At 58.8% G+C, this 17,265-nt stretch carries 18 protein-coding genes; 13 read left to right on the top strand and 5 right to left on the bottom strand.

The window, feature by feature from the left end; translation table 11 throughout:
- Positions 1-24: 24 nt before the first annotated feature.
- Positions 25-2,064: a DNA helicase RecQ gene (gene recQ, locus AC2FHX_RS15045; protein ID WP_496702483.1), complete on the bottom strand. Its 2,040-nt coding sequence runs from the start codon at positions 2,062-2,064 to the stop codon at positions 25-27.
- A 77-nt stretch (positions 2,065-2,141) separates the two neighbouring features.
- Positions 2,142-2,429 (bottom strand): YggT family protein, encoded by a 288-nt coding sequence (locus AC2FHX_RS15040; protein WP_271951835.1) that lies wholly within the window; start codon positions 2,427-2,429, stop codon positions 2,142-2,144.
- Between the two features lie 132 nt (positions 2,430-2,561).
- Between AC2FHX_RS15040 and AC2FHX_RS15035 the strand changes: the two genes are divergently transcribed.
- From AC2FHX_RS15035 to smpB, 10 genes are all read left to right on the top strand, one after another.
- The gene (locus AC2FHX_RS15035) at positions 2,562-3,929 is read left to right on the top strand and encodes an MFS transporter (protein ID WP_496702608.1); all 1,368 of its coding nucleotides are present in this window, start codon (positions 2,562-2,564) and stop codon (positions 3,927-3,929) included.
- Positions 3,926-4,789 carry a penicillin-insensitive murein endopeptidase gene (gene mepA, locus AC2FHX_RS15030; protein WP_496702485.1) on the top strand — a complete coding sequence of 288 codons (864 nt, stop codon included), beginning with the start codon at positions 3,926-3,928 and terminating at the stop codon, positions 4,787-4,789. The genes AC2FHX_RS15035 and mepA overlap by 4 nt, the downstream gene beginning before the upstream one ends.
- Complete coding sequence (locus AC2FHX_RS15025) at positions 4,762-5,646, top strand: esterase-like activity of phytase family protein (protein ID WP_496702487.1); 885 nt, start codon at positions 4,762-4,764, stop codon at positions 5,644-5,646. The genes mepA and AC2FHX_RS15025 overlap by 28 nt, the downstream gene beginning before the upstream one ends.
- Positions 5,647-5,737: 91 nt before the next feature.
- Positions 5,738-6,382 carry a queuosine precursor transporter gene (locus AC2FHX_RS15020; RefSeq protein WP_496702489.1) on the top strand — a complete coding sequence of 215 codons (645 nt, stop codon included), beginning with the start codon at positions 5,738-5,740 and terminating at the stop codon, positions 6,380-6,382.
- A 262-nt stretch (positions 6,383-6,644) separates the two neighbouring features.
- Positions 6,645-7,064, top strand: a complete 420-nt coding sequence (gene arfB, locus AC2FHX_RS15015) for an alternative ribosome rescue aminoacyl-tRNA hydrolase ArfB (protein WP_142638575.1) — start codon at positions 6,645-6,647, stop codon at positions 7,062-7,064.
- A 59-nt stretch (positions 7,065-7,123) separates the two neighbouring features.
- On the top strand, positions 7,124-7,870 hold the full coding sequence (locus tag AC2FHX_RS15010; RefSeq protein ID WP_496702491.1) for an SDR family oxidoreductase: 747 nt from the start codon (positions 7,124-7,126) through the stop codon (positions 7,868-7,870).
- 82 nt (positions 7,871-7,952) lie between these two features.
- Complete coding sequence (locus AC2FHX_RS15005) at positions 7,953-8,966, top strand: P1 family peptidase (protein ID WP_496692793.1); 1,014 nt, start codon at positions 7,953-7,955, stop codon at positions 8,964-8,966.
- Positions 8,967-9,079: 113 nt separating this feature from the next.
- Positions 9,080-9,493, top strand: a complete 414-nt coding sequence (locus tag AC2FHX_RS15000) for a c-type cytochrome (RefSeq protein ID WP_142638581.1) — start codon at positions 9,080-9,082, stop codon at positions 9,491-9,493.
- Between the two features lie 199 nt (positions 9,494-9,692).
- Positions 9,693-10,235, top strand: coding sequence for an isopentenyl-diphosphate Delta-isomerase (gene idi, locus AC2FHX_RS14995; protein ID WP_271951847.1), 543 nt, complete (start codon positions 9,693-9,695; stop codon positions 10,233-10,235).
- Positions 10,236-10,281: 46 nt separating this feature from the next.
- The gene (smpB, locus tag AC2FHX_RS14990) at positions 10,282-10,758 is read left to right on the top strand and encodes an SsrA-binding protein SmpB (protein ID WP_142638585.1); all 477 of its coding nucleotides are present in this window, start codon (positions 10,282-10,284) and stop codon (positions 10,756-10,758) included.
- Positions 10,759-10,979: 221 nt separating this feature from the next.
- On the opposite strand, the gene AC2FHX_RS14985 is transcribed toward smpB, so the two are convergent.
- Both AC2FHX_RS14985 and AC2FHX_RS14980 read right to left on the bottom strand, forming a co-directional pair.
- Complete coding sequence (locus AC2FHX_RS14985) at positions 10,980-11,882, bottom strand: 2OG-Fe(II) oxygenase family protein (protein ID WP_281996103.1); 903 nt, start codon at positions 11,880-11,882, stop codon at positions 10,980-10,982.
- 130 nt (positions 11,883-12,012) lie between these two features.
- On the bottom strand, positions 12,013-12,921 hold the full coding sequence (locus tag AC2FHX_RS14980) for a LysR family transcriptional regulator (RefSeq protein WP_271951652.1): 909 nt from the start codon (positions 12,919-12,921) through the stop codon (positions 12,013-12,015).
- Between the two features lie 96 nt (positions 12,922-13,017).
- Here AC2FHX_RS14980 and AC2FHX_RS14975 point away from each other — a divergent pair, with 96 nt between their 5' ends.
- The 3 genes from AC2FHX_RS14975 (at position 13,018) to AC2FHX_RS14965 (ending at position 15,581) form a co-directional block, all read left to right on the top strand.
- Positions 13,018-13,800: a CmcJ/NvfI family oxidoreductase gene (locus AC2FHX_RS14975; RefSeq protein WP_496702495.1), complete on the top strand. Its 783-nt coding sequence runs from the start codon at positions 13,018-13,020 to the stop codon at positions 13,798-13,800.
- 47 nt (positions 13,801-13,847) lie between these two features.
- Complete coding sequence (locus tag AC2FHX_RS14970; protein WP_142640333.1) at positions 13,848-14,636, top strand: SDR family NAD(P)-dependent oxidoreductase; 789 nt, start codon at positions 13,848-13,850, stop codon at positions 14,634-14,636.
- A gap of 99 nt (positions 14,637-14,735) precedes the next feature.
- Complete coding sequence (locus AC2FHX_RS14965; protein WP_142640334.1) at positions 14,736-15,581, top strand: enoyl-CoA hydratase/isomerase family protein; 846 nt, start codon at positions 14,736-14,738, stop codon at positions 15,579-15,581.
- A 180-nt stretch (positions 15,582-15,761) separates the two neighbouring features.
- On the opposite strand, the gene glpK is transcribed toward AC2FHX_RS14965, so the two are convergent.
- Positions 15,762-17,240 (bottom strand): glycerol kinase GlpK, encoded by a 1,479-nt coding sequence (gene glpK / locus AC2FHX_RS14960; RefSeq protein WP_496702497.1) that lies wholly within the window; start codon positions 17,238-17,240, stop codon positions 15,762-15,764.
- Positions 17,241-17,265: the final 25 nt, after the last annotated feature.

The following is a 17,265-nucleotide window of genomic DNA, read 5'->3' as shown; positions in this document are numbered from 1 at the left end:
CGTTTCTTGCCTGTTGGTGGGTATCTAGCTTGCCATACGCAGCACGTCCAGAAAGGCGGCTCCAAACCTTTCGTGACGGCGGTCACCCAGAACCTGTTCGATGGCGCGCGGGTCGTCTGATCGCAACTGCGCCACCTTTGCCAGTTGCGAGGCGGTACAGGTCAGCGGCTTGTCGATTCCATCAGGGCCGCGCGACAGTTGCGACTGAACTTCGAGCAGGCGGTCGTAAATCTCACCCTGATCGCGCCCGGCCAGTTTGCGGCGGGCCGGGTGCAGTTCTTCGACCGCGCCGGTCAGAACCTCCAGAAACGTGGCCCCGTATCGTTCCAACTTTTTAGCACCGATCCCGCTGATCCGGGCCATATCATCCAGCGTTGCAGGGCGGGTTTCCGCCATTTCGATCAGCGTGCGATCGGGAAAAATAACATAGGCCGGGACCCGCGCGGATTCGGCCAGCGCACGGCGTTTCGCCTTGAGTGCGCTCAGCAGCGGTGCGTCTTCTTCGGATACCATCTCTTTGACCGCAGGCCGACGGGTTGCTTTGCGGATCGTGTCCTTACGCAGGTTGATCTGCGCCTCGCCTTTCAGGATCGGCTTGGCGGCCTCAGTCATGCGCAGCGCACCGTGGCGGTCGGGATCAGGACGGACCAGATCATGGCCCATCATCTGCCGGAAAATCGCTTGCCACTGGGGCCGCGACCAGTCCTTGCCGATACCGTAGGTGGACAGCGCATCATGGCGGCGGGCGCGGATCTTGTCGGTTTCATTGCCCAACAGGATGTCGATCAGATGGCCTGCGCCGAACCATTCCTCGGTGCGCAGGATCGCGGACAGGGCCATACGAACCGGGGTGGTGCCATCGAACACTTCCGGCGGGCTGTCACACAGATCGCATTTGCCACAGGGTTCGGTCTGTTCACCGAAATAACCCAGCAAAGTCTGACGGCGGCAGGCCAGCGCCTCGGCCAAGCCAAGCAGGGCGTTCAAACGGGCGTGATCGGCCATCCGCCGGTCAGACGGAGCAAGCCCCTCGTCTATCTGTGACCGGCGCAGGCGAATGTCATCTGCCCCAAACAGGGTCAGGGTTTCTGCCGGGGCGCCATCACGCCCGGCGCGGCCGATTTCCTGATAATAAGCTTCGATGGATTTGGGCAGGTCCGCATGGGCGACCCAGCGGATATCGGGCTTGTCTATGCCCATGCCAAAGGCAACCGTGGCCACCACGATCAGACCATCCTCGCGCGCAAAGCGGGTCTCGACGATGCGGCGATCCTCGGGATCCATGCCGCCGTGATAGTGACAGGCGGTGTGGCCTTCGGCACGCAGGGCCTGTGCCAGAACCTCGGTCTTGTTACGGGTGCCGCAATAGACAATGCCGGATTGGGTTTTGCGCGCGGCGGCAAAATCCAGGACCTGTTTGCGGGGCCCATCCTTGGCGGCAAAGGCCAGGTGGATGTTGGGTCGGTCGAACCCGCGCAGAAATTTGCGCGGGGCTGTACCGTCAAACAGCTTTTCGACAATCTCGTCCTGCGTTTCCGCATCTGCTGTGGCGGTGAAAGCGGCCAAAGGCACATCCAGCGCACGTCGCAGCTCTCCGATCCGAAGGTAGTCGGGGCGGAAATCATGGCCCCATTGACTGACGCAATGCGCCTCGTCCACCGCAATCAAGCTGACATTGATCCGCCGCAACATGCCCAGCGCCGATCCGGCGGCCAGACGTTCGGGAGCCATGTACAGCAGCTTGAGCCGCCCGGCCTCCAACGCCTCCCACACGGCATCGGTTTCTTCGGGGGTATTGCCGGAGGTCAGCGCGCCGGCCTCGACGCCTGCTTCCTGCAAGCCGCGCACCTGATCACGCATCAGGGCAATCAGCGGAGAGATCACCACCGTGACCCCATCGCGCATCAGCGCAGGCAGTTGGAAACACAGGGATTTGCCACCGCCCGTGGGCATGATGGCCAGCACGTTTTCGCCCAGCGTGACGGCATCGACGATCTCTTCCTGACCCGGACGGAAGTCGTCGAATCCAAAGACATCTCGCAGCAAAGGCGCGGCGTCAAACATGTGCGGGGGTGCCCTGTTTTAAGGTTATCTGCTCTTAAGACAGGACAATCACATACTAAGATTCACTGAACAAGAGGTCAGACAAAATAGACCATATTGTTGATCAGGATAATACGCAGCGCATAGACACCGATCAGAACCACCAGTGGCGTCAGGTCAAGCCCGCCCATTGCAGGCAGAACGCGTCGGATCGGGCCGTAAATCGGCTCTAACAGGCGGTTCAGCCCGTACCAGATCTGCGCAACCAACTGTTGATGCAGGTTCAGCACCTGGAAATTGATCAGCCAGCTCATGATGACATGGGCCAGAATGATGAACCAGACAATGTCCAGAATCAGCAGCAGAATTTGGATCAACGACAGCATGGGGCCTCCGGATTTCACATCTGCTGAGACCTAAGCGCCCCTGCACAAAAGAGCAAGTCCGCGCCAACAGAACGCTTGCGAATTGGGCCAAAGCCCCGTCTTATGACGCCAACAATAAAAAACGGGGCAGGTATGGCAGAGATTTCCAAGCGCAAACGCATCTGGGGCTGGTGGTTCTTCGACTGGGCAAGTCAGCCCTATCACACGCTGTTGGTGACCTTTGTTTTTGGGCCCTATTTTGCCGGGGTAGCCGCCGAGTATTATCTGAACGCCGGGCTGGGTTCCGATGCCGCAGACGCACGGGCGCAGACGGTGTGGGCGAACTGCATGACCATCGTGGGGCTGATCATCGCCTTCGGTGCCCCGCTGATGGGGGCGATGGCAGATGTTTCGGGCCGTCGGATTCCGTGGATATTCGGCTTTTCGATCATGTACGCGGTGGGCTCTGCTGCGCTGTGGTACACGTTGCCGGACGGGTCAAACATGTGGCTGATGCTGTCGGCCTTTGGCCTGGGTTTTGTCGGGGCGGAATACGCGCTGATCTTCGCCAATTCTCAGCTGCCCGATCTGGGTGATGACAGTGAGGTGGGCGAGATATCGGGTTCGGGTTTTGCCTTTGGCTATTTCGGCGGGCTTATCTCGCTGGCAATCATGCTGGCCCTGTTTGTTGAGCAGGGTAATGGCAAGACCCTGATCGGCATGGACCCTGTTTTTGGTCTGGACGCCGCAGCACGCGAAGGCACGCGATTTGTCGGGCCGTTCACCGCCGTGTGGTTCATTCTGTTCATGATCCCCTATTTCCTGTGGGTGCGCGACGATCCAGATGTCGAAAAGAAAGGCAGCGTCAAAGAGGCGCTGCAGCTGCTGGTCAAATCAGTCTCTAACCTGCGCAATCGCGTCAGTCTGGCCAGCTATCTGGGCTCGTCCATGTTCTATCGCGATGCGCTGAACGGTCTGTATACCTTTGGCGGCGTTTATGCGCGGCTGGTGCTGGAATGGGATCTGATCAAGATCGGCGTATTCGGGATTGTCAGCGTTCTGGCTGCGGCAGCCTTTGCCTGGCTTGGCGGCAAGCTGGACAAGAAATACGGCCCCAAACCTGTCATTCTGGTTGCGATCTGGGTGCTGATCTTTGTCTGTATCACCGTCGTGATGATGGACCGGACCCAGATCTACGGAATCACCCTGCCCGAAGGGTCGGGCCTGCCGGATCTGGTGTTCTTTGGTTGTGGTGTTCTGATCGGCGGCATGGGGGGTATCCTACAATCGGCCAGCCGTTCTCTGATGGTGCGCCACACCGATCCCGTTGCCCCGGTCGAGAGCTTTGGCCTGTATGGCTTGTCCGGCCGCGCCACCGCATTTGCGGCTCCGTTGTTGATCGGGATTGCCACAACCCTGACCGGTAGTGCGCGACTGGGGGTGTCACCCATAGTTCTGTTGTTTATTCTGGGACTGTTCCTAATGCGCTGGGTGAAACCGGAAGGGGATCAGAGCAGATGATTTTACTACGTTTTTTCGCGGTCATTGCCGCAATCACATTCGCCGGTACCGCAGGTTCAGAGCCGCTGGCCAAGCAGTTATTCGGAGGCCAAAAGCAAAGTTCACAACAAAAACCGGCCGCTTTCGGCAGTTATTCGCGCGGCTGTGCGGCGGGGGCGGTACAACTGCCCGAAACCGGACCCACATGGCAGGCTATGCGCCTGTCACGCAACCGCAACTGGGGCCATCCGCAGGCGATCGACTATGTCCAGGATCTGAGCCGGTTTGCGGCCAAGCAGTCAGGATGGAATGGTCTCTATATAGGCGATATCAGCCAGCCGCGCGGCGGGCCGATGACATCGGGCCACCGCAGCCACCAGCTGGGTCTGGACATCGATATCTGGATGCTGCCCGGTGACAACATGCGTCTTTCCCGCAAGGCGCGCGAGAATATCTCTTCGATTTCCCTGCGCCGCTCGAACGGTGCCTTCGTCAACGGCAGCTGGACCAAACAGCATCACGCAGTGCTGCGTGCAGCGGCAAAAGACAAGCGCGTGGCGCGGATATTCGTCTTTCCCGGTGCCAAGGTGCAGATGTGCAATGACGAAAAGGGAAACCGAGCTTACCTGCGTAAAATCCGGCCGTGGTGGGGCCATCACTATCATTTCCACGTGCGGTTGGCCTGCCCCAGAGGATCAAGCGGCTGCGTGAACCAGGATCCGCCGCCCAAGGGTGATGGTTGCGCCGAAGCACAGCAATGGGTGAACAACATCCTCAACCCGCCACCGCCCGATCCAAACGCGCCAGCACCCAAGAAGCGACGCGAATACCGGATGGCCGATCTGCCCAAGCAATGCACAAACGTCTTGCAATCCAACTGATCGCGGCGCTGCTGCTGACAGGTATGGTCTGGGCGGAGGGGGTAAAGCCTGCCGCTTTGCTGAACAATTTTGTCTGGCGACATCAGGCGGATTGGTTCGGCGGATATTCGGGCATTCACATCTTTGACGGTGGGACCCGTATGATCGCGCTGAGTGATCGCGCAACGATGTTGGACGCTCGTATTGATCGAAACGAGGATGAGATTACTGGCATCGAGATCCAGCGGCACTGGCCCATCCTGTCCAGCACCGGCAAGGTTCTGGTGGGCACTGCTGGCGATTCCGAAGGCTTGGCAATCGCCCCAGACGGTGGGGTCTATATCTCATTCGAGGGGGTGCACCGGGTGGCCTATTACCCCAACCCGACAGGCCCGGCGCAGGTCCTGCCGCGCCCCAAGGCCTTTTCGGGTCTGGACCATAATGGCTCGTTCGAGGGGCTGGCCATTGACGGGGTTGGGCGGCTGTACACCCTGACCGAAAAGAGCCGCACCGTATCGGGGGACATACCGGTGTATCGTTGGGATGGTCAGGCCTGGTCGACACCTTTTGTCCTCCCGCAACGGGGCAAGTTCCTGCCAGTAGCCGCGGATTTCGGCCCCGACGGGCGGTTCTATGTGCTGGAACGATCGGTGTCCCTGACAGGCTTTCGGTCGCAGCTCAGGCGTTGGGAACTGAATGGTGACACTCCGCAATCCGAAGAGATCTTGCTGCAAACCGCGCGCGGGACGCATGACAACCTCGAAGGCCTGTCGGTCTGGCGTGACGATCAGGGAAGGTTGCGGGTTACGATGATTTCGGATGACAATTTTCTGGCCCTTCAGCGGACGGAACTGGTGGAATATCTGCTGCCCGATTGACAGGCTCGAAACAAAGGTCTAAACGCACGGCTTGCCTTGGGACAGTCCCTTGGCCAAGTCGCCGCTACCTTGTCAAAACGGGCATCAAAATATGCAACGCGCTTTTATTCCCGGCATCCTTGCCATGGCCACCATCGTTGTGGCTTCGAACATTCTGGTCCAGTTCCTGATCCTTGACGGGCTGTTGACCTGGGGTGCTTTCACCTATCCGCTGGCCTTTCTGGTCACCGACATCATGAACCGCGTCTATGGCGCGGCAACCGCCCGCAAGGTCGTGTTTGCCGGGTTCGTCACCGGCATCATCTGCTCGCTGATCGGCAGCCAGATCATGCTGCAGGGGGATGGGTTCACCTATGCCGCTGTCCCGCTGCGGATCGCCGTGGCCTCGGGAACCGCGTTCTTGATCGCGCAGCTGACCGACGTCACCGTGTTCAACGCCATGCGCGGGGGGCGCTGGTGGCGCGCGCCGCTGGTCTCAACCCTGGTTGGGTCCGCACTGGACACCGCGCTGTTCTTCACCATCGCCTTTTCCGCCTCGATCGCGATCTTTGGCGCCAATGCAGACGCTGCGATCAGCTGGGCGTGGGAGCCTGTTCCCTTCATGCTGTCTGGCCCGATGGCACCCCTGTGGGTCACGCTGGCCTTTGCCGACTGGCTGGTTAAACTGTCGCTGGCGCTGGTGGCGCTGATCCCCTTCAAGGTGATCGTTGCGCGCCTGACCGCGCAGCCCGTGTAAAAAACGCTTTGAGAATGGCACAGCTTGTGTCACCATCCTAGTTAACCGCAACAGATAGAAAAGGAGGTGATCCAGTGTCGAGAAAGAGATTGGAGAGAGGTGTTGGAACAACCGGGGGGATCGCCCGTTAGGGCAGCCCTTGGCGGAGCGCTTGCTCCGGCTGGTCGATTGATCTAACCGACCCAACCTCCTGAACTTTCGAAGGGCCGTCCTGCTAGGGCGGCCCTTTTTGTTTCCGCGCAGCACTTGTAAGGTCCGCCCCATGTTGCGGATCAATGACGATATCACCCTGCAAGACTGGGAAATGACCGAAAGCTTTGTGCGCTCTTCCGGCCCTGGCGGGCAGAACGTGAACAAGGTTTCGACCGCAGTCGAGTTGCGGTTCGAAGCGGCGCGCTCGCCCTCACTGCCTGATCCGGTCAAGGCGCGGCTGAAACGGTTGGCTGGGCGGCGCTGGACCAAAGAGGGCGCGATCATCATCCAGTGCGAGGAAACGCGTAGCCAGGCCCGCAACCGCGAGATTGCGCGGGTGCGATTGGCCGAACTGATCACCCGCGCGCTGGTCAAACCCAAACGGCGTATCGCCACCAAGCCCACCTATGGCTCGGTCAAACGTCGATTGGCCGCCAAAAAGGCCCGTTCGGATGTCAAATCTCTGCGCGGCAGGGTCGACGAAGATTGATCTGGTAACTTCTTTGCGCCTTGCTACTCTGCCTTGACAGGCGACAAGGAGGCAAAGCTATGAGGTTGGAGGGAAAAACCGCAATCGTAACAGGCGGCGCGTCCGGGTTCGGGGCCGGTATCGCGCTGAAGTTCATTGCAGAGGGCGCACGCGTGATGATCGCGGATATCAACGGCGCTGCGGCCCGCGAAATGGCAGAAACGCTGGGCGCGCAGGCCATCGCGCAGCAGGTTGATGTGGCCAGCACGGCATCGGTTCAGGAAATGGCGGACACCGCCCGCGACGCCTTTGGCGGGCTCGACATCCTGGTCAACAATGCCGGAGTGACCCATCTGCCGACCCCGCTGGAGGACGTCTCCGAAGAGGATTTCGACCGTGTCTTCAACGTGAACATGAAATCCGTCTATCTGACCGCCCGCGCCTTTGTGCCGATGATGAAGGCACGCGGAACCGGGGCGATCCTGAACATCGCCTCAACCGCCGGGCTGTCCCCGCGCCCCAACCTGAACTGGTATAACGCGTCCAAGGGTTGGATGATCACCGCAACCAAAACCATGGCGGTGGAACTCGCCCCGTCCGGCGTGCGTGTCAACGCGATCTGCCCCGTTGCGGGCGAAACCCCATTGCTGAAATCCTTCATGGGCGAAGACACCCCCGAGATTCGCGCCAAATTCCTGTCGACCATCCCATTGGGTCGCTTCTCGACTCCCGAAGACATGGCCAACGCCGCCTGCTTTCTGTGCTCGGATGAAGCCACTATGATTACGGGCACCACGCTCGAAGTGGACGGGGGCCGATGCATTTGATCCGGACTTCATTTGGCTCAAAATATCTCCGCCAGAGGCAGCGCGCCGAGGCGCGCTTCCCTGCCCAACGTCAGAGGTTTCGATGACTCCCGGATCCAAAAACCTGATCACCGATGTCCCAGGGCTGAAGGTCGGCAACGCGCAGGACGAGGCGTTGAAATCGGGCACAACTGTTCTGACAGCGGACAAACCCTTTGTTGCTTCTGTCCATGTAATGGGGGGCGCGCCGGGCACGCGTGAAACTGACTTGTTGGCACCGGACAAAACCGTTGATCAAATCGATGCGATCGTGCTGTCTGGTGGCTCGGCTTTCGGGTTGGACGCCTGCTCAGGGGTTACGGATGGTTTGCGGGCCGACGGGCGCGGCTTTGCTGTCGGGAATGCGATTGTGCCCATCGTGCCGGGAGCAATTCTGTTCGATTTACTCAATGGCGGCGATAAAACTTGGTCCGAGAATCCATACCGCGCTCTCGGAAAGGCAGCCTACCACGCTGCCGCAGAACGTTTTGCGCTCGGTTCAGTCGGGGCAGGAACCGGCGCATTGGCGGCTATGCAAAAAGGTGGCCTGGGTTCTGCATCGTTGGTTCTGGACGACGGCATCACTGTAGGCGCGCTTGTGGCAGCCAATCCGGTCGGCAGCGTCACGACACCTGGGGATCGCCACTTTTGGGCGGCGCCATTCGAGATCGACAACGAATTTGGCGGCCTGGGGCCAGACCTCTCATCGGGTCAAGCACAGATTCAGCAAAGCCGCAAAGCTCTAGCTATGGGGCAGGTTGACCCGGACCGGGCCAACACGGCCATTGCAATTGTCGCAACTGATGCAGCGTTAACCAAGACACAGTGCCACCGCCTGGCGGTGACAGCTCATGATGGCATCGCTCGCGCGATTGTGCCTGCGCATACTTCACAAGATGGTGATCTGGTTTTCGGCATCAGCACCTCCGGTCAAGCTGTTGACCCAAGCGTGCTGCCTATGATCGCGCATGCAGCCTCGGTTTGCCTGTCGCGGGCGATCGCCCGTGCGATTTATCTGGCGTCACCCAGTGCAGGCGATCTTCTGCCCTGTTGGGCAGACGTACATGACTTAAGTTAAGGACGACCCGATCCCGGCTGTGACACAGTGCCATCGCGCGGCAATCTGCGCGTTGACTCTCTGCTGCGCCAGAGGTCCTTTCTGTGCAGCCAATTCGTATCGGAGCAAAAGTTATGAATCGTATCCTCGCGACCGCAATTGCCGGCCTACTGGCCCTTCCAGTCTATGCTGAAGGTGACACCGAAGCTGGCAAGAAAGCCTTCAACAAATGCAAATCCTGCCATCTGATTGCTGATCCCGATGGCGAGGTGATCGTAAAGGGCGGAAAAACCGGCCCGAACCTCTATGGGGTTGCAGGCCGTACTGCTGGGACGGTCGAAGGGTTTAAATACGGTGACAGCATTGTCGAAGCCGGTGAAAACGGCTTGGTCTGGGACGAGGCAACCTTTGTCGAATATGCCCAGGACCCCAAAGCCTTCCTGCAATCCTATCTGGATCAGACCTCGGCCAAGTCCAAAATGACCTTCAAGCTGAAAAAGGGCGCTGAGGACGTTTACGCCTATATCGTCAGTGTTTCGGGCGAATAACCTGGGAAACCACGCAATCGGTAAGACCAGAAAAGGCCGCAGCCCCTGCGGCCTTTCGTGCGGTTGATAACCGGATCAATAGACGCCAGTTTGGAATCGCGTGGTGCATTGCCCGCTTTGCACCACAGCCAAGCCTATCAGGCCAAAGCTATTCCGGAATTCCCGGTCGCACAGGCGGATCGGCAGCAGGAGACGACAAATGGGAATCATGATCCCGGCCTGGGTTGATGGTGAATTGACCCCCGTTGAAAAGCTTGAAGCCCATGAAAAGGGTCTGCGGCACAAAGCGGTGTCGGTCTTTGTTGTGCGCGGCACCGAGATTTTGCTGCAGCGCCGGGCGATGGGCAAATACCACACGCCGGGTCTTTGGGCGAATACCTGCTGCACCCATCCTGACTGGGGTGAGATGCCCTCGGTCTGTGCAGTGCGTCGCCTGCAAGAGGAACTGGGGATCACTGGGCTGTATCCCGAATATCGTCACCGGCTGGAATATCATGCCGATGTCGGCAATTCCCTGATCGAGCATGAGGTGGTGGATGTTTTCCTCGCTCATGTCCGCGGGCCATTGAAGATCGAGCCGAACCCCGAGGAAGTGATGGATATCCGCTGGATCGACTACCACGATCTGCTGGCCGAAGTGCAGCGCCATCCCGACCGGTTTACACCCTGGCTGAAGATCTACCTGCACAACCACGCCGACACGATTTTCGGCCCCGATCTGATTATCTCGGCCAAATCCTGATGCACCTGCTTGCAAGGCCCGCCCAAGGGGCCTAAATCAACCCGTCATGGCCAAGCAGAAGACAGACCCGAATTACAAAGTGATCGCCGAAAACCGGCGTGCCCGCTTCGATTACGCGATCGAAGAGGATATCGAGTGCGGCATCATGCTGCACGGGTCCGAGGTCAAATCCCTGCGGGCAGGCGGCTCTAACATCGCCGAAAGCTATGCCACGGTTGATGACGGAGAGCTGTGGCTGGTCAACAGCTATGTCGCCCCCTACGAACAAGCCAAGGTGTTCAAGCACGAGGAACGCCGTCGCCGTAAGCTGTTGGTGTCGCGCAAGGAACTGTCAAATCTGTGGAACGCGACCCAGCGCAAGGGCATGACCCTTGTGCCGCTGGTGCTGTATTTCAACCATAAGGGCCTGGCCAAGATTAAGATCGGCATCGCTAAGGGTAAGAAAAACCACGACAAGCGCGAAACCCAGGCCAAGCGCGACTGGTCACGGCAAAAGCAACGCTTGCTGAAAGATCACAGCTAAAGGCGCTCGACTATCGGTTGTCGGATGGATTTGATCCTCGCGTTCTCAATCAGGCTACCGGGGCTACAGATACGGCAGATGTCAGGTTTGAGCCCAAAACAACGAATGCAGCAACCTGCACCAATGGCTGCTTCGAGATTATCTGAAAAAGCGGCCAACGAGCCTCCGCTATGTTGGCTGGGCGACGTCTATCACCCAACCAACCTGTCGAGGTCCGCGGATCAGAAGGGCGCAAACCTGTCCGATGGATCGGTCGGGACCGTCCAGCGCGCGCGCGGATCGATTGTGGGCGCGAACGCACCAGGATGCGGGATCTGGCCGTTTTGACCGTAGAGCCACAGCACGAAATTGGAGCGTTGACCTTCGGTGATCGGTTCAGACGCATGGGGGACGCTGCCGTGGTGGATCAAGGCCGTGCCGGGCTCAAAGTGCAGTTTTTCGACCCGTCGCGACGCGGGATCAATGAAGCTGACAGCGGAGCCAGAAAAGGCCTCGTCCGGTAGATTTAGATTGATATTCAGCGTGACCGATGATGCGTCTGAGTGAGGCCGGAGCGACGTGTCGTTATCTGCTTGCCACTGGATGGAAAACCCGAAGGTCTGCGTGTCGTATCCCATCACATCCGGGAACAAGAGCCGTGAGATGGGCCGCATATAGGTGTTCATCAGGTCGCGGTAGAACGTCTGGAAGGCTGAGGTCCCAAGATGCCCTTCCGAGCGCGGGTCAAGCATTGCACCGCCCCGGTTGAGGGAAATGCCATAGGGCGGGCGCAGCGGAATGCCTGCATCGGCGACACTGTCCAGATAGCTGCGCAAAACGAACAGCCGTTCGGGGTCAAAGAACTGGGTTTTGTAGACACCAGGGAAGACCTCTTCCCATAGTTTTTTCACTTCGCCTTCGGTTGCCGGGTCTTTCCAGGCCCCCTCGACCGCTGCGCGGAGACGGTCGTCATGAACAGATGCATCCAAGGCGGTTTGATTGGCCTGCTCCCATTCCTTCCATGCGTGTTTGAACAGCTCCTGGTTGTCATTCCAGAATTGCGCGACTTGCGGGGCGCGTTGCAGCATTGCTTCGCGTGTGGGGCGTTCCACGGCGCGTGCGCGCTCTAATGCAGATTGTGTCATGTCCTGTCTCAACTTTCTGATGGTCAAGCCTGTTGCTTCCGAGACATTAGATATTACCCTTAGATTGCGTATAAATGGACATATTTTTGATAACAGAATTCGTTTTATCTACATAATAGAGGTGTGGCGCCTAGGAGCCGGCCCAAGCCGCTGACCGTCCGATCTGTTGGATCAGATAGTCCATGAAGACGCGGACCTTTGCGGAGACTACGTTGCTTTTGGGGTAGATCAGCCAAAGCGCCGGATTGTCCGCCAGTGTGTACCCGGGCAGCACCTGCACAAGGGACCCATCATTCAGCTCGCTGTGGACCGCCCAGAGGGAGTTAATCGAAATGCCGGCACCCTTGAGCGTGACACGCACTTGTGTCAGCCCGTCGTTCACGATCAGCCTGTGGGAGGCTTTGTGGAGGTCGAATGTTGCTTTGGCTCCGTCATCTGACACCAAGGCGCGCGGCTCCAGATCCTTGAAGGCGACCAGACGGTGCGCCGCGAGGTCATCCGGTGTGCCGGGCACCCCATGTGTTTCCAGATAGTCTGGTGCTGCACAAAGAATACGTGTGTCGTTTGCCAGTTTGCGCGCCGTCAGACTGCTGTCCTCCAGAATAGAATTGCGGAGGGCCAGATCATAGCTGCCCTCAATCAGGTTGAACTGGGTATCTGATAAATGCAAATCGAGCGTCAGGTCTGGATAGGCATCCATAAAAGCGGGCAACAGGGGCGCGATATAGAGCTGGGCAAAGGTGCTTGGAGCGGCAAAGCGCAATGTCCCGCTCACCTCGGCCTTGCCTTTGCCGAATGCGGCGAGGGCCGCTTCTTCCTGTTCGATCATCTCTCGGGCGTACGGCAAGAAGTCCTGCCCCTCTAGGGACACCGAGACTTTCCGCGTGGATCGATGCAACAATTCGGCGCCCAGCAGTTTTTCAAGCTTTGCGAGCCGCGCGCTGGCTACCGCCGGTGCCATCCCTAGCGTTCGGCCCGCCGCGCTGATGTTCAGCGTTTCAGTAGCAAGGACGAAGAGGCGGAGGCTTTGCGTATCCATATTGTATATTTTTCCAGAAAACTGAATTCGATTATCTACCGTTTATATATCTGCGCAGCGGTATAGGTCAAAGCTCAAGACAGAGCGGAGAGCGGAATGCCTCAGACAGCGACAGTGAATTATCACGTCCACAAACCGGAGCGTCAGGCGTTCGAGCTTGATGCCGGTGGCATCGTTGGCAATCTGATCGCGCCAGAACTCACCCCAACCGAAGTGAAAGTGCGCGACGCGCGCAGGTCAGCCACAGACCCATCATTCGAGGATGACGCTGTCGCGTTTTCTTTCGTCCCAACAGCGGTCTCGTTCGCGCAAGACGATGATGCCTGGCAAGCGGAGTACGACGCAGAGCTGACGTCGCTTCTGACGACCAAGCTGGACGCGCAGGAGGTGATCATCTTTGATCACACGATCCGGGTGGATGACCCTGACGCCGCGCGCAAGCCCGCGCGAAACGTCCACAGCGACTACAGCCCTGACGGCGCAGAACAGCGACTGATCGACATTCTTGGTGCTGATACAGCGGCAAAATGGAGCGCGGGGCACTACGCCTTCATTAACATCTGGCGACCGATCGAGGCGGCGATCAACTCAGCCCCGCTCGGGTTTATCCTGCCGTCGAGCGTCGCCCCGGAAGACTGGATCCTGCTTGATCTGATCTATCCCGACCGCAAAGGACAGATCATGGGGTTGGCGGCAAACCCGAATCATCAGTGGATCTACATGTCGAAGATGACCCCGGATGAGGTCGCCTACTTCAACATCTTCGACAATCAGGGACGGCCCTCCATTGGGCACTCCGCGTTGGACATGGTCGAAGACCCAAACGTCATGACCATCCGCAAAAGCATTGAGAGCCGCACCCTAGTGCGTTTTGCCTGATCCCATCATCGGACCCACGAAACACGAGCAAACGGAGAGAGACAATCATGACCAAGACAATTCTTATCACCGGATCAACAGACGGCATCGGTCTTTTGACGGCGCAGACCCTCGCAAAAGAGGGGCACAAAATTCTGCTTCATGGACGCGGTGCAGCCAAACTGGAAGCCGCCGTCAACGAGGTCGGCGGCGACGTCGAAACCTATGCCGCTGACCTGTCGCGTATGGCCGATATCCAAACCTTCGCGGCAGAGGTGCGCGAGAAACACGACCGCCTTGATGTGCTGATCAATAACGCGGGCGTGCTGAAAGTCGCGGAGACCCAGACCGAGGCCGGCCATGATGTGCGGTTCATGGTCAACACCTTGGCGCCCTATGCGCTGACCCGCGCGCTTCTGCCGATCATTCCGAAAGACGGGCGGATCGTGAATCTATCCTCTGCCGCGCAAGCGCCGATTGATTTGGCTGCTATGCGCGGGGAAAAACAGCTTGGCCACAATGACGCCTACGCGCAAAGCAAGCTCGGCATCACGATCTGGACCCGCGAATTGGCGAAGGAGTTGACCGACGGACCCGTCGTCGTCGCCGTCAATCCCGGATCGTTGTTGGCTTCGAAGATGGTCAAGGAAGGCTACGGCATCGCGGGCAACGATCTGTCCATCGGCGCGAACATCCTGCGTGAAGCGGCGCTCGGGTCGTCGTTCGCGGATGTTTCGGGCAAGTATTTTGACAATGACAGCGGCCAGTTCGCGCAGCCACATGCGGCTGCACTGGACGCAACTCATTCGGCGCAGGTGATGCAAGGCATCGAAGATGCTTTGAAATCTCTCAGCTGATCCCACTGACGCCCGTCTGACGTCGGGCGTCTTTTACACCACCTGAAACTGCAACCCTCCGGCGACATGCGTTGTCCGGACCCAAGAAAGGACTGACTGATGAAATACGAGAATTTTCAAACCTTTGACGTGAAGGTCCAAGACGCCATCGCAACGGTGGCATTCGATTTTGGAACAGTGAATGTGCAAGGCCAGGAAATGCTGGCCGACCTCAACAGCCTTGCCATGCGGCTGGAGCGGGACCGCGATACCAAGGTGGTCATCTTCCAATCCGCGAACCCCGAGGTTTGGGTCTGCCACTACGACACCGAGCTGCTCAAGGACATGTCGACCGAAGCTGTCTCCCGCGATGAAGCCCAGCTGCTCGATTTGCAAGCGGTCTGCGAACGCATCAGCAAGGTGCCTCAGGCCACGATCGCGAAGCTGGAAGGCTTCGCACGCGGTGGTGGCCACGAGTTGGCCCTGGCACTGGACATGCGCTTTGCGGCGCGTGGCAAATTCAAGTTCATGCAGATGGAAGTCGGCATGGGTATCCTGCCCTGCGGCGGCGGTGCGTCCCGCATGGCCCGTCAGACCGGTCTGGGCCGCGCGCTGGAAATCATCCTGAGTGCCCGAGACTTTGACGCCGATGAAGCCGAGGCAATGGGCACGATCAATAAAGCGTTGGATGCTGATGAGATCGACGACTACGTAAACACCTTGGCGCAGCGGATTTCCAAGTTCCCGGCAGAGTCCATCAATGCCTGCAAGCAGATGGTCTACGAGTCGATCGACAAGCCTATCGATGAGGCCCTGAAGGCCGAGGCCTATTGGCTCTACCAGGCAACGAGCAAAACATCAGCCGTTAAACGCTTCACGATCGCAGACGAGCAGGGCCTAGAGCACGACATGGAAAACCAGCGGAACTGGGAAAACCTGGTCATGGATGTTCAGGATATCAACTGAGATTGATTGGATTAAGCGGACATCCGGCCTTGTGCGTCGGATGTCCGTTTTGTCCCGCGGTCCCGACATTGACCAAAAGCCTTACTCGCAGCATTGACTTGCCGTAGAAATTCACCGTTCGCACAGGTGGCCCCATAAGAACCCAACTTTGAACAAAGCAGAGCCCAAATGCGGCTGCGATCAGAACGCCATGGCCGCCTGAACAGCGCGTTGCCAGCGGTCATAGGCGGCGTCGCGTTCCTCTGTGGAGAGTTTGGGTTCGAACCGGCGATCCAGCGCCCAGGTTTCCGCGAATTCCTGTTGATCAGGGTAGATGCCCGCGCGCATACCGGCCAGCCAGGCCGCGCCCAGTGCGGTGGTTTCCTGCATCACGGGTCGGTCGACCTCGGCGCCGAGGTAATCCGACAGGCCTTGCATCGCCCAATCAGATGCGCTGGCACCGCCGTCGACGCGTAAGATGACATCGGTATCTGCGCCCCAATCGCCCTGCATGGCATGCCACAGGTCTCGGGTCTGATAGGCGATGCTTTCCAGTGTTGCCTTGGCAAATTCTGCCCGCCCGGAATTGCGGGTCAGGCCAAAGACCGCGCCCCGACAATCTGGTTTCCAATAAGGCGCGCCCAATCCGGTAAACGCGGGCACCAGCACAACATGCTGGTTGGGGTCGGCCTGCTGCGCCAGCTCGCCACTTTCCGGGGCTGTTTCGATGATTTGCAACGCATCGCGCAGCCATTGCACCGCAGCCCCTGCGACAAAAATCGAACCCTCAAGGGCATAGGTTCTTTGTCCGTCCAACTGATAGGCGATCGTCGTCAGTAGGCGGTTCTTCGAGGCGACCGGCTGTGGCCCGGTATTCAACAGCGCAAAACACCCCGTCCCATAGGTCGATTTCATCATGCCGGGCTGGAAACAGGCCTGCCCGATGGTCGCGGCCTGCTGATCGCCCGCAACACCCAGAATCGGGATATTTCCCCCAATCAGAGTCGTTTTTCCGAAATCCGAGGCGCAATCCTGTACCTCGGGCAGCATGGACATGGGCACATCCAACAGATCGCAGATCTCGGTGCTCCAACAGCCTTTGTGGATGTCGAACAGCAGTGTGCGGGCAGCGTTGGTGGCGTCTGTCACATGGTTGCAGCCTTCGGTCAGGCGCCAGATCAGGAAACTGTCGATGGTGCCGAACAGTAGATCGCCTGCCTCGGCGCGGTCGCGGGCGCCGGGGACATTATCCAGTAGCCATTTGACTTTGGTGCCCGAAAAATACGGGTCCAGCAACAGCCCGGTCTGCTGGGTTACGTCATCCTCGCAACCGGCCTGCTTGTAGCGGGCGCAGATATCGGCGGTGCGGCGATCCTGCCAGACGATAGCATTGTAAATCGGCTTGCCGGTCTGCTTGTCCCAGACCACGGTTGTTTCACGCTGGTTGGTGATGCCGATACTGGCAATCTGATCGGGGGTTGCGCCAACGCTCTGCATCACCTCGCGGCAGACACGTAGGACGCTGTCCCAGATTTCCTCGGGATCGTGTTCGACCCAGCCTTCTTGTGGGAAATGCTGCGTGAATTCATGCTGCGCGGTGCCTGCCCGTTGCATGTCCGCGTCGAACAGAATGGCCCGTGATGATGTGGTGCCCTGATCAATGGCAAGAATATAGGTCACGCCTGCGCCCCCCTTCGCATTTGGT

It is taken from the genome of Ruegeria sp. CDSC042 (assembly GCF_059610745.1).
The sequence above is the reverse complement of the archived record's forward strand: the minus strand, read 5'-3'. Positions and strand labels throughout refer to the sequence as shown.

Bases quoted from the DNA above. Each gene is read 5' to 3' on its own strand.
- AC2FHX_RS14970 (WP_142640333.1), top strand. From the start codon at position 13,848: ATGACCAAGACAATTCTTATCACCGGATCAACAGACGGCATCGGTCTT.
- AC2FHX_RS15010 (WP_496702491.1), top strand. From the start codon at position 7,124: ATGAGGTTGGAGGGAAAAACCGCAATCGTAACAGGCGGCGCGTCCGGG.
- AC2FHX_RS15040 (WP_271951835.1), bottom strand. From the start codon at position 2,429: ATGCTGTCGTTGATCCAAATTCTGCTGCTGATTCTGGACATTGTCTGG.
- AC2FHX_RS14985 (WP_281996103.1), bottom strand. From the start codon at position 11,882: ATGACACAATCTGCATTAGAGCGCGCACGCGCCGTGGAACGCCCCACA.
- AC2FHX_RS15025 (WP_496702487.1), top strand. From the start codon at position 4,762: ATGCACAAACGTCTTGCAATCCAACTGATCGCGGCGCTGCTGCTGACA.
- AC2FHX_RS14975 (WP_496702495.1), top strand. From the start codon at position 13,018: ATGCCTCAGACAGCGACAGTGAATTATCACGTCCACAAACCGGAGCGT.
- AC2FHX_RS15000 (WP_142638581.1), top strand. From the start codon at position 9,080: ATGAATCGTATCCTCGCGACCGCAATTGCCGGCCTACTGGCCCTTCCA.
- AC2FHX_RS15020 (WP_496702489.1), top strand. From the start codon at position 5,738: ATGCAACGCGCTTTTATTCCCGGCATCCTTGCCATGGCCACCATCGTT.
- mepA (WP_496702485.1), top strand. From the start codon at position 3,926: ATGATTTTACTACGTTTTTTCGCGGTCATTGCCGCAATCACATTCGCC.
- AC2FHX_RS15035 (WP_496702608.1), top strand. From the start codon at position 2,562: ATGGCAGAGATTTCCAAGCGCAAACGCATCTGGGGCTGGTGGTTCTTC.
- AC2FHX_RS15005 (WP_496692793.1), top strand. From the start codon at position 7,953: ATGACTCCCGGATCCAAAAACCTGATCACCGATGTCCCAGGGCTGAAG.
- AC2FHX_RS14965 (WP_142640334.1), top strand. From the start codon at position 14,736: ATGAAATACGAGAATTTTCAAACCTTTGACGTGAAGGTCCAAGACGCC.
- idi (WP_271951847.1), top strand. From the start codon at position 9,693: ATGGGAATCATGATCCCGGCCTGGGTTGATGGTGAATTGACCCCCGTT.
- recQ (WP_496702483.1), bottom strand. From the start codon at position 2,064: ATGTTTGACGCCGCGCCTTTGCTGCGAGATGTCTTTGGATTCGACGAC.
- AC2FHX_RS14980 (WP_271951652.1), bottom strand. From the start codon at position 12,921: ATGGATACGCAAAGCCTCCGCCTCTTCGTCCTTGCTACTGAAACGCTG.
- arfB (WP_142638575.1), top strand. From the start codon at position 6,645: ATGTTGCGGATCAATGACGATATCACCCTGCAAGACTGGGAAATGACC.
- smpB (WP_142638585.1), top strand. From the start codon at position 10,282: ATGGCCAAGCAGAAGACAGACCCGAATTACAAAGTGATCGCCGAAAAC.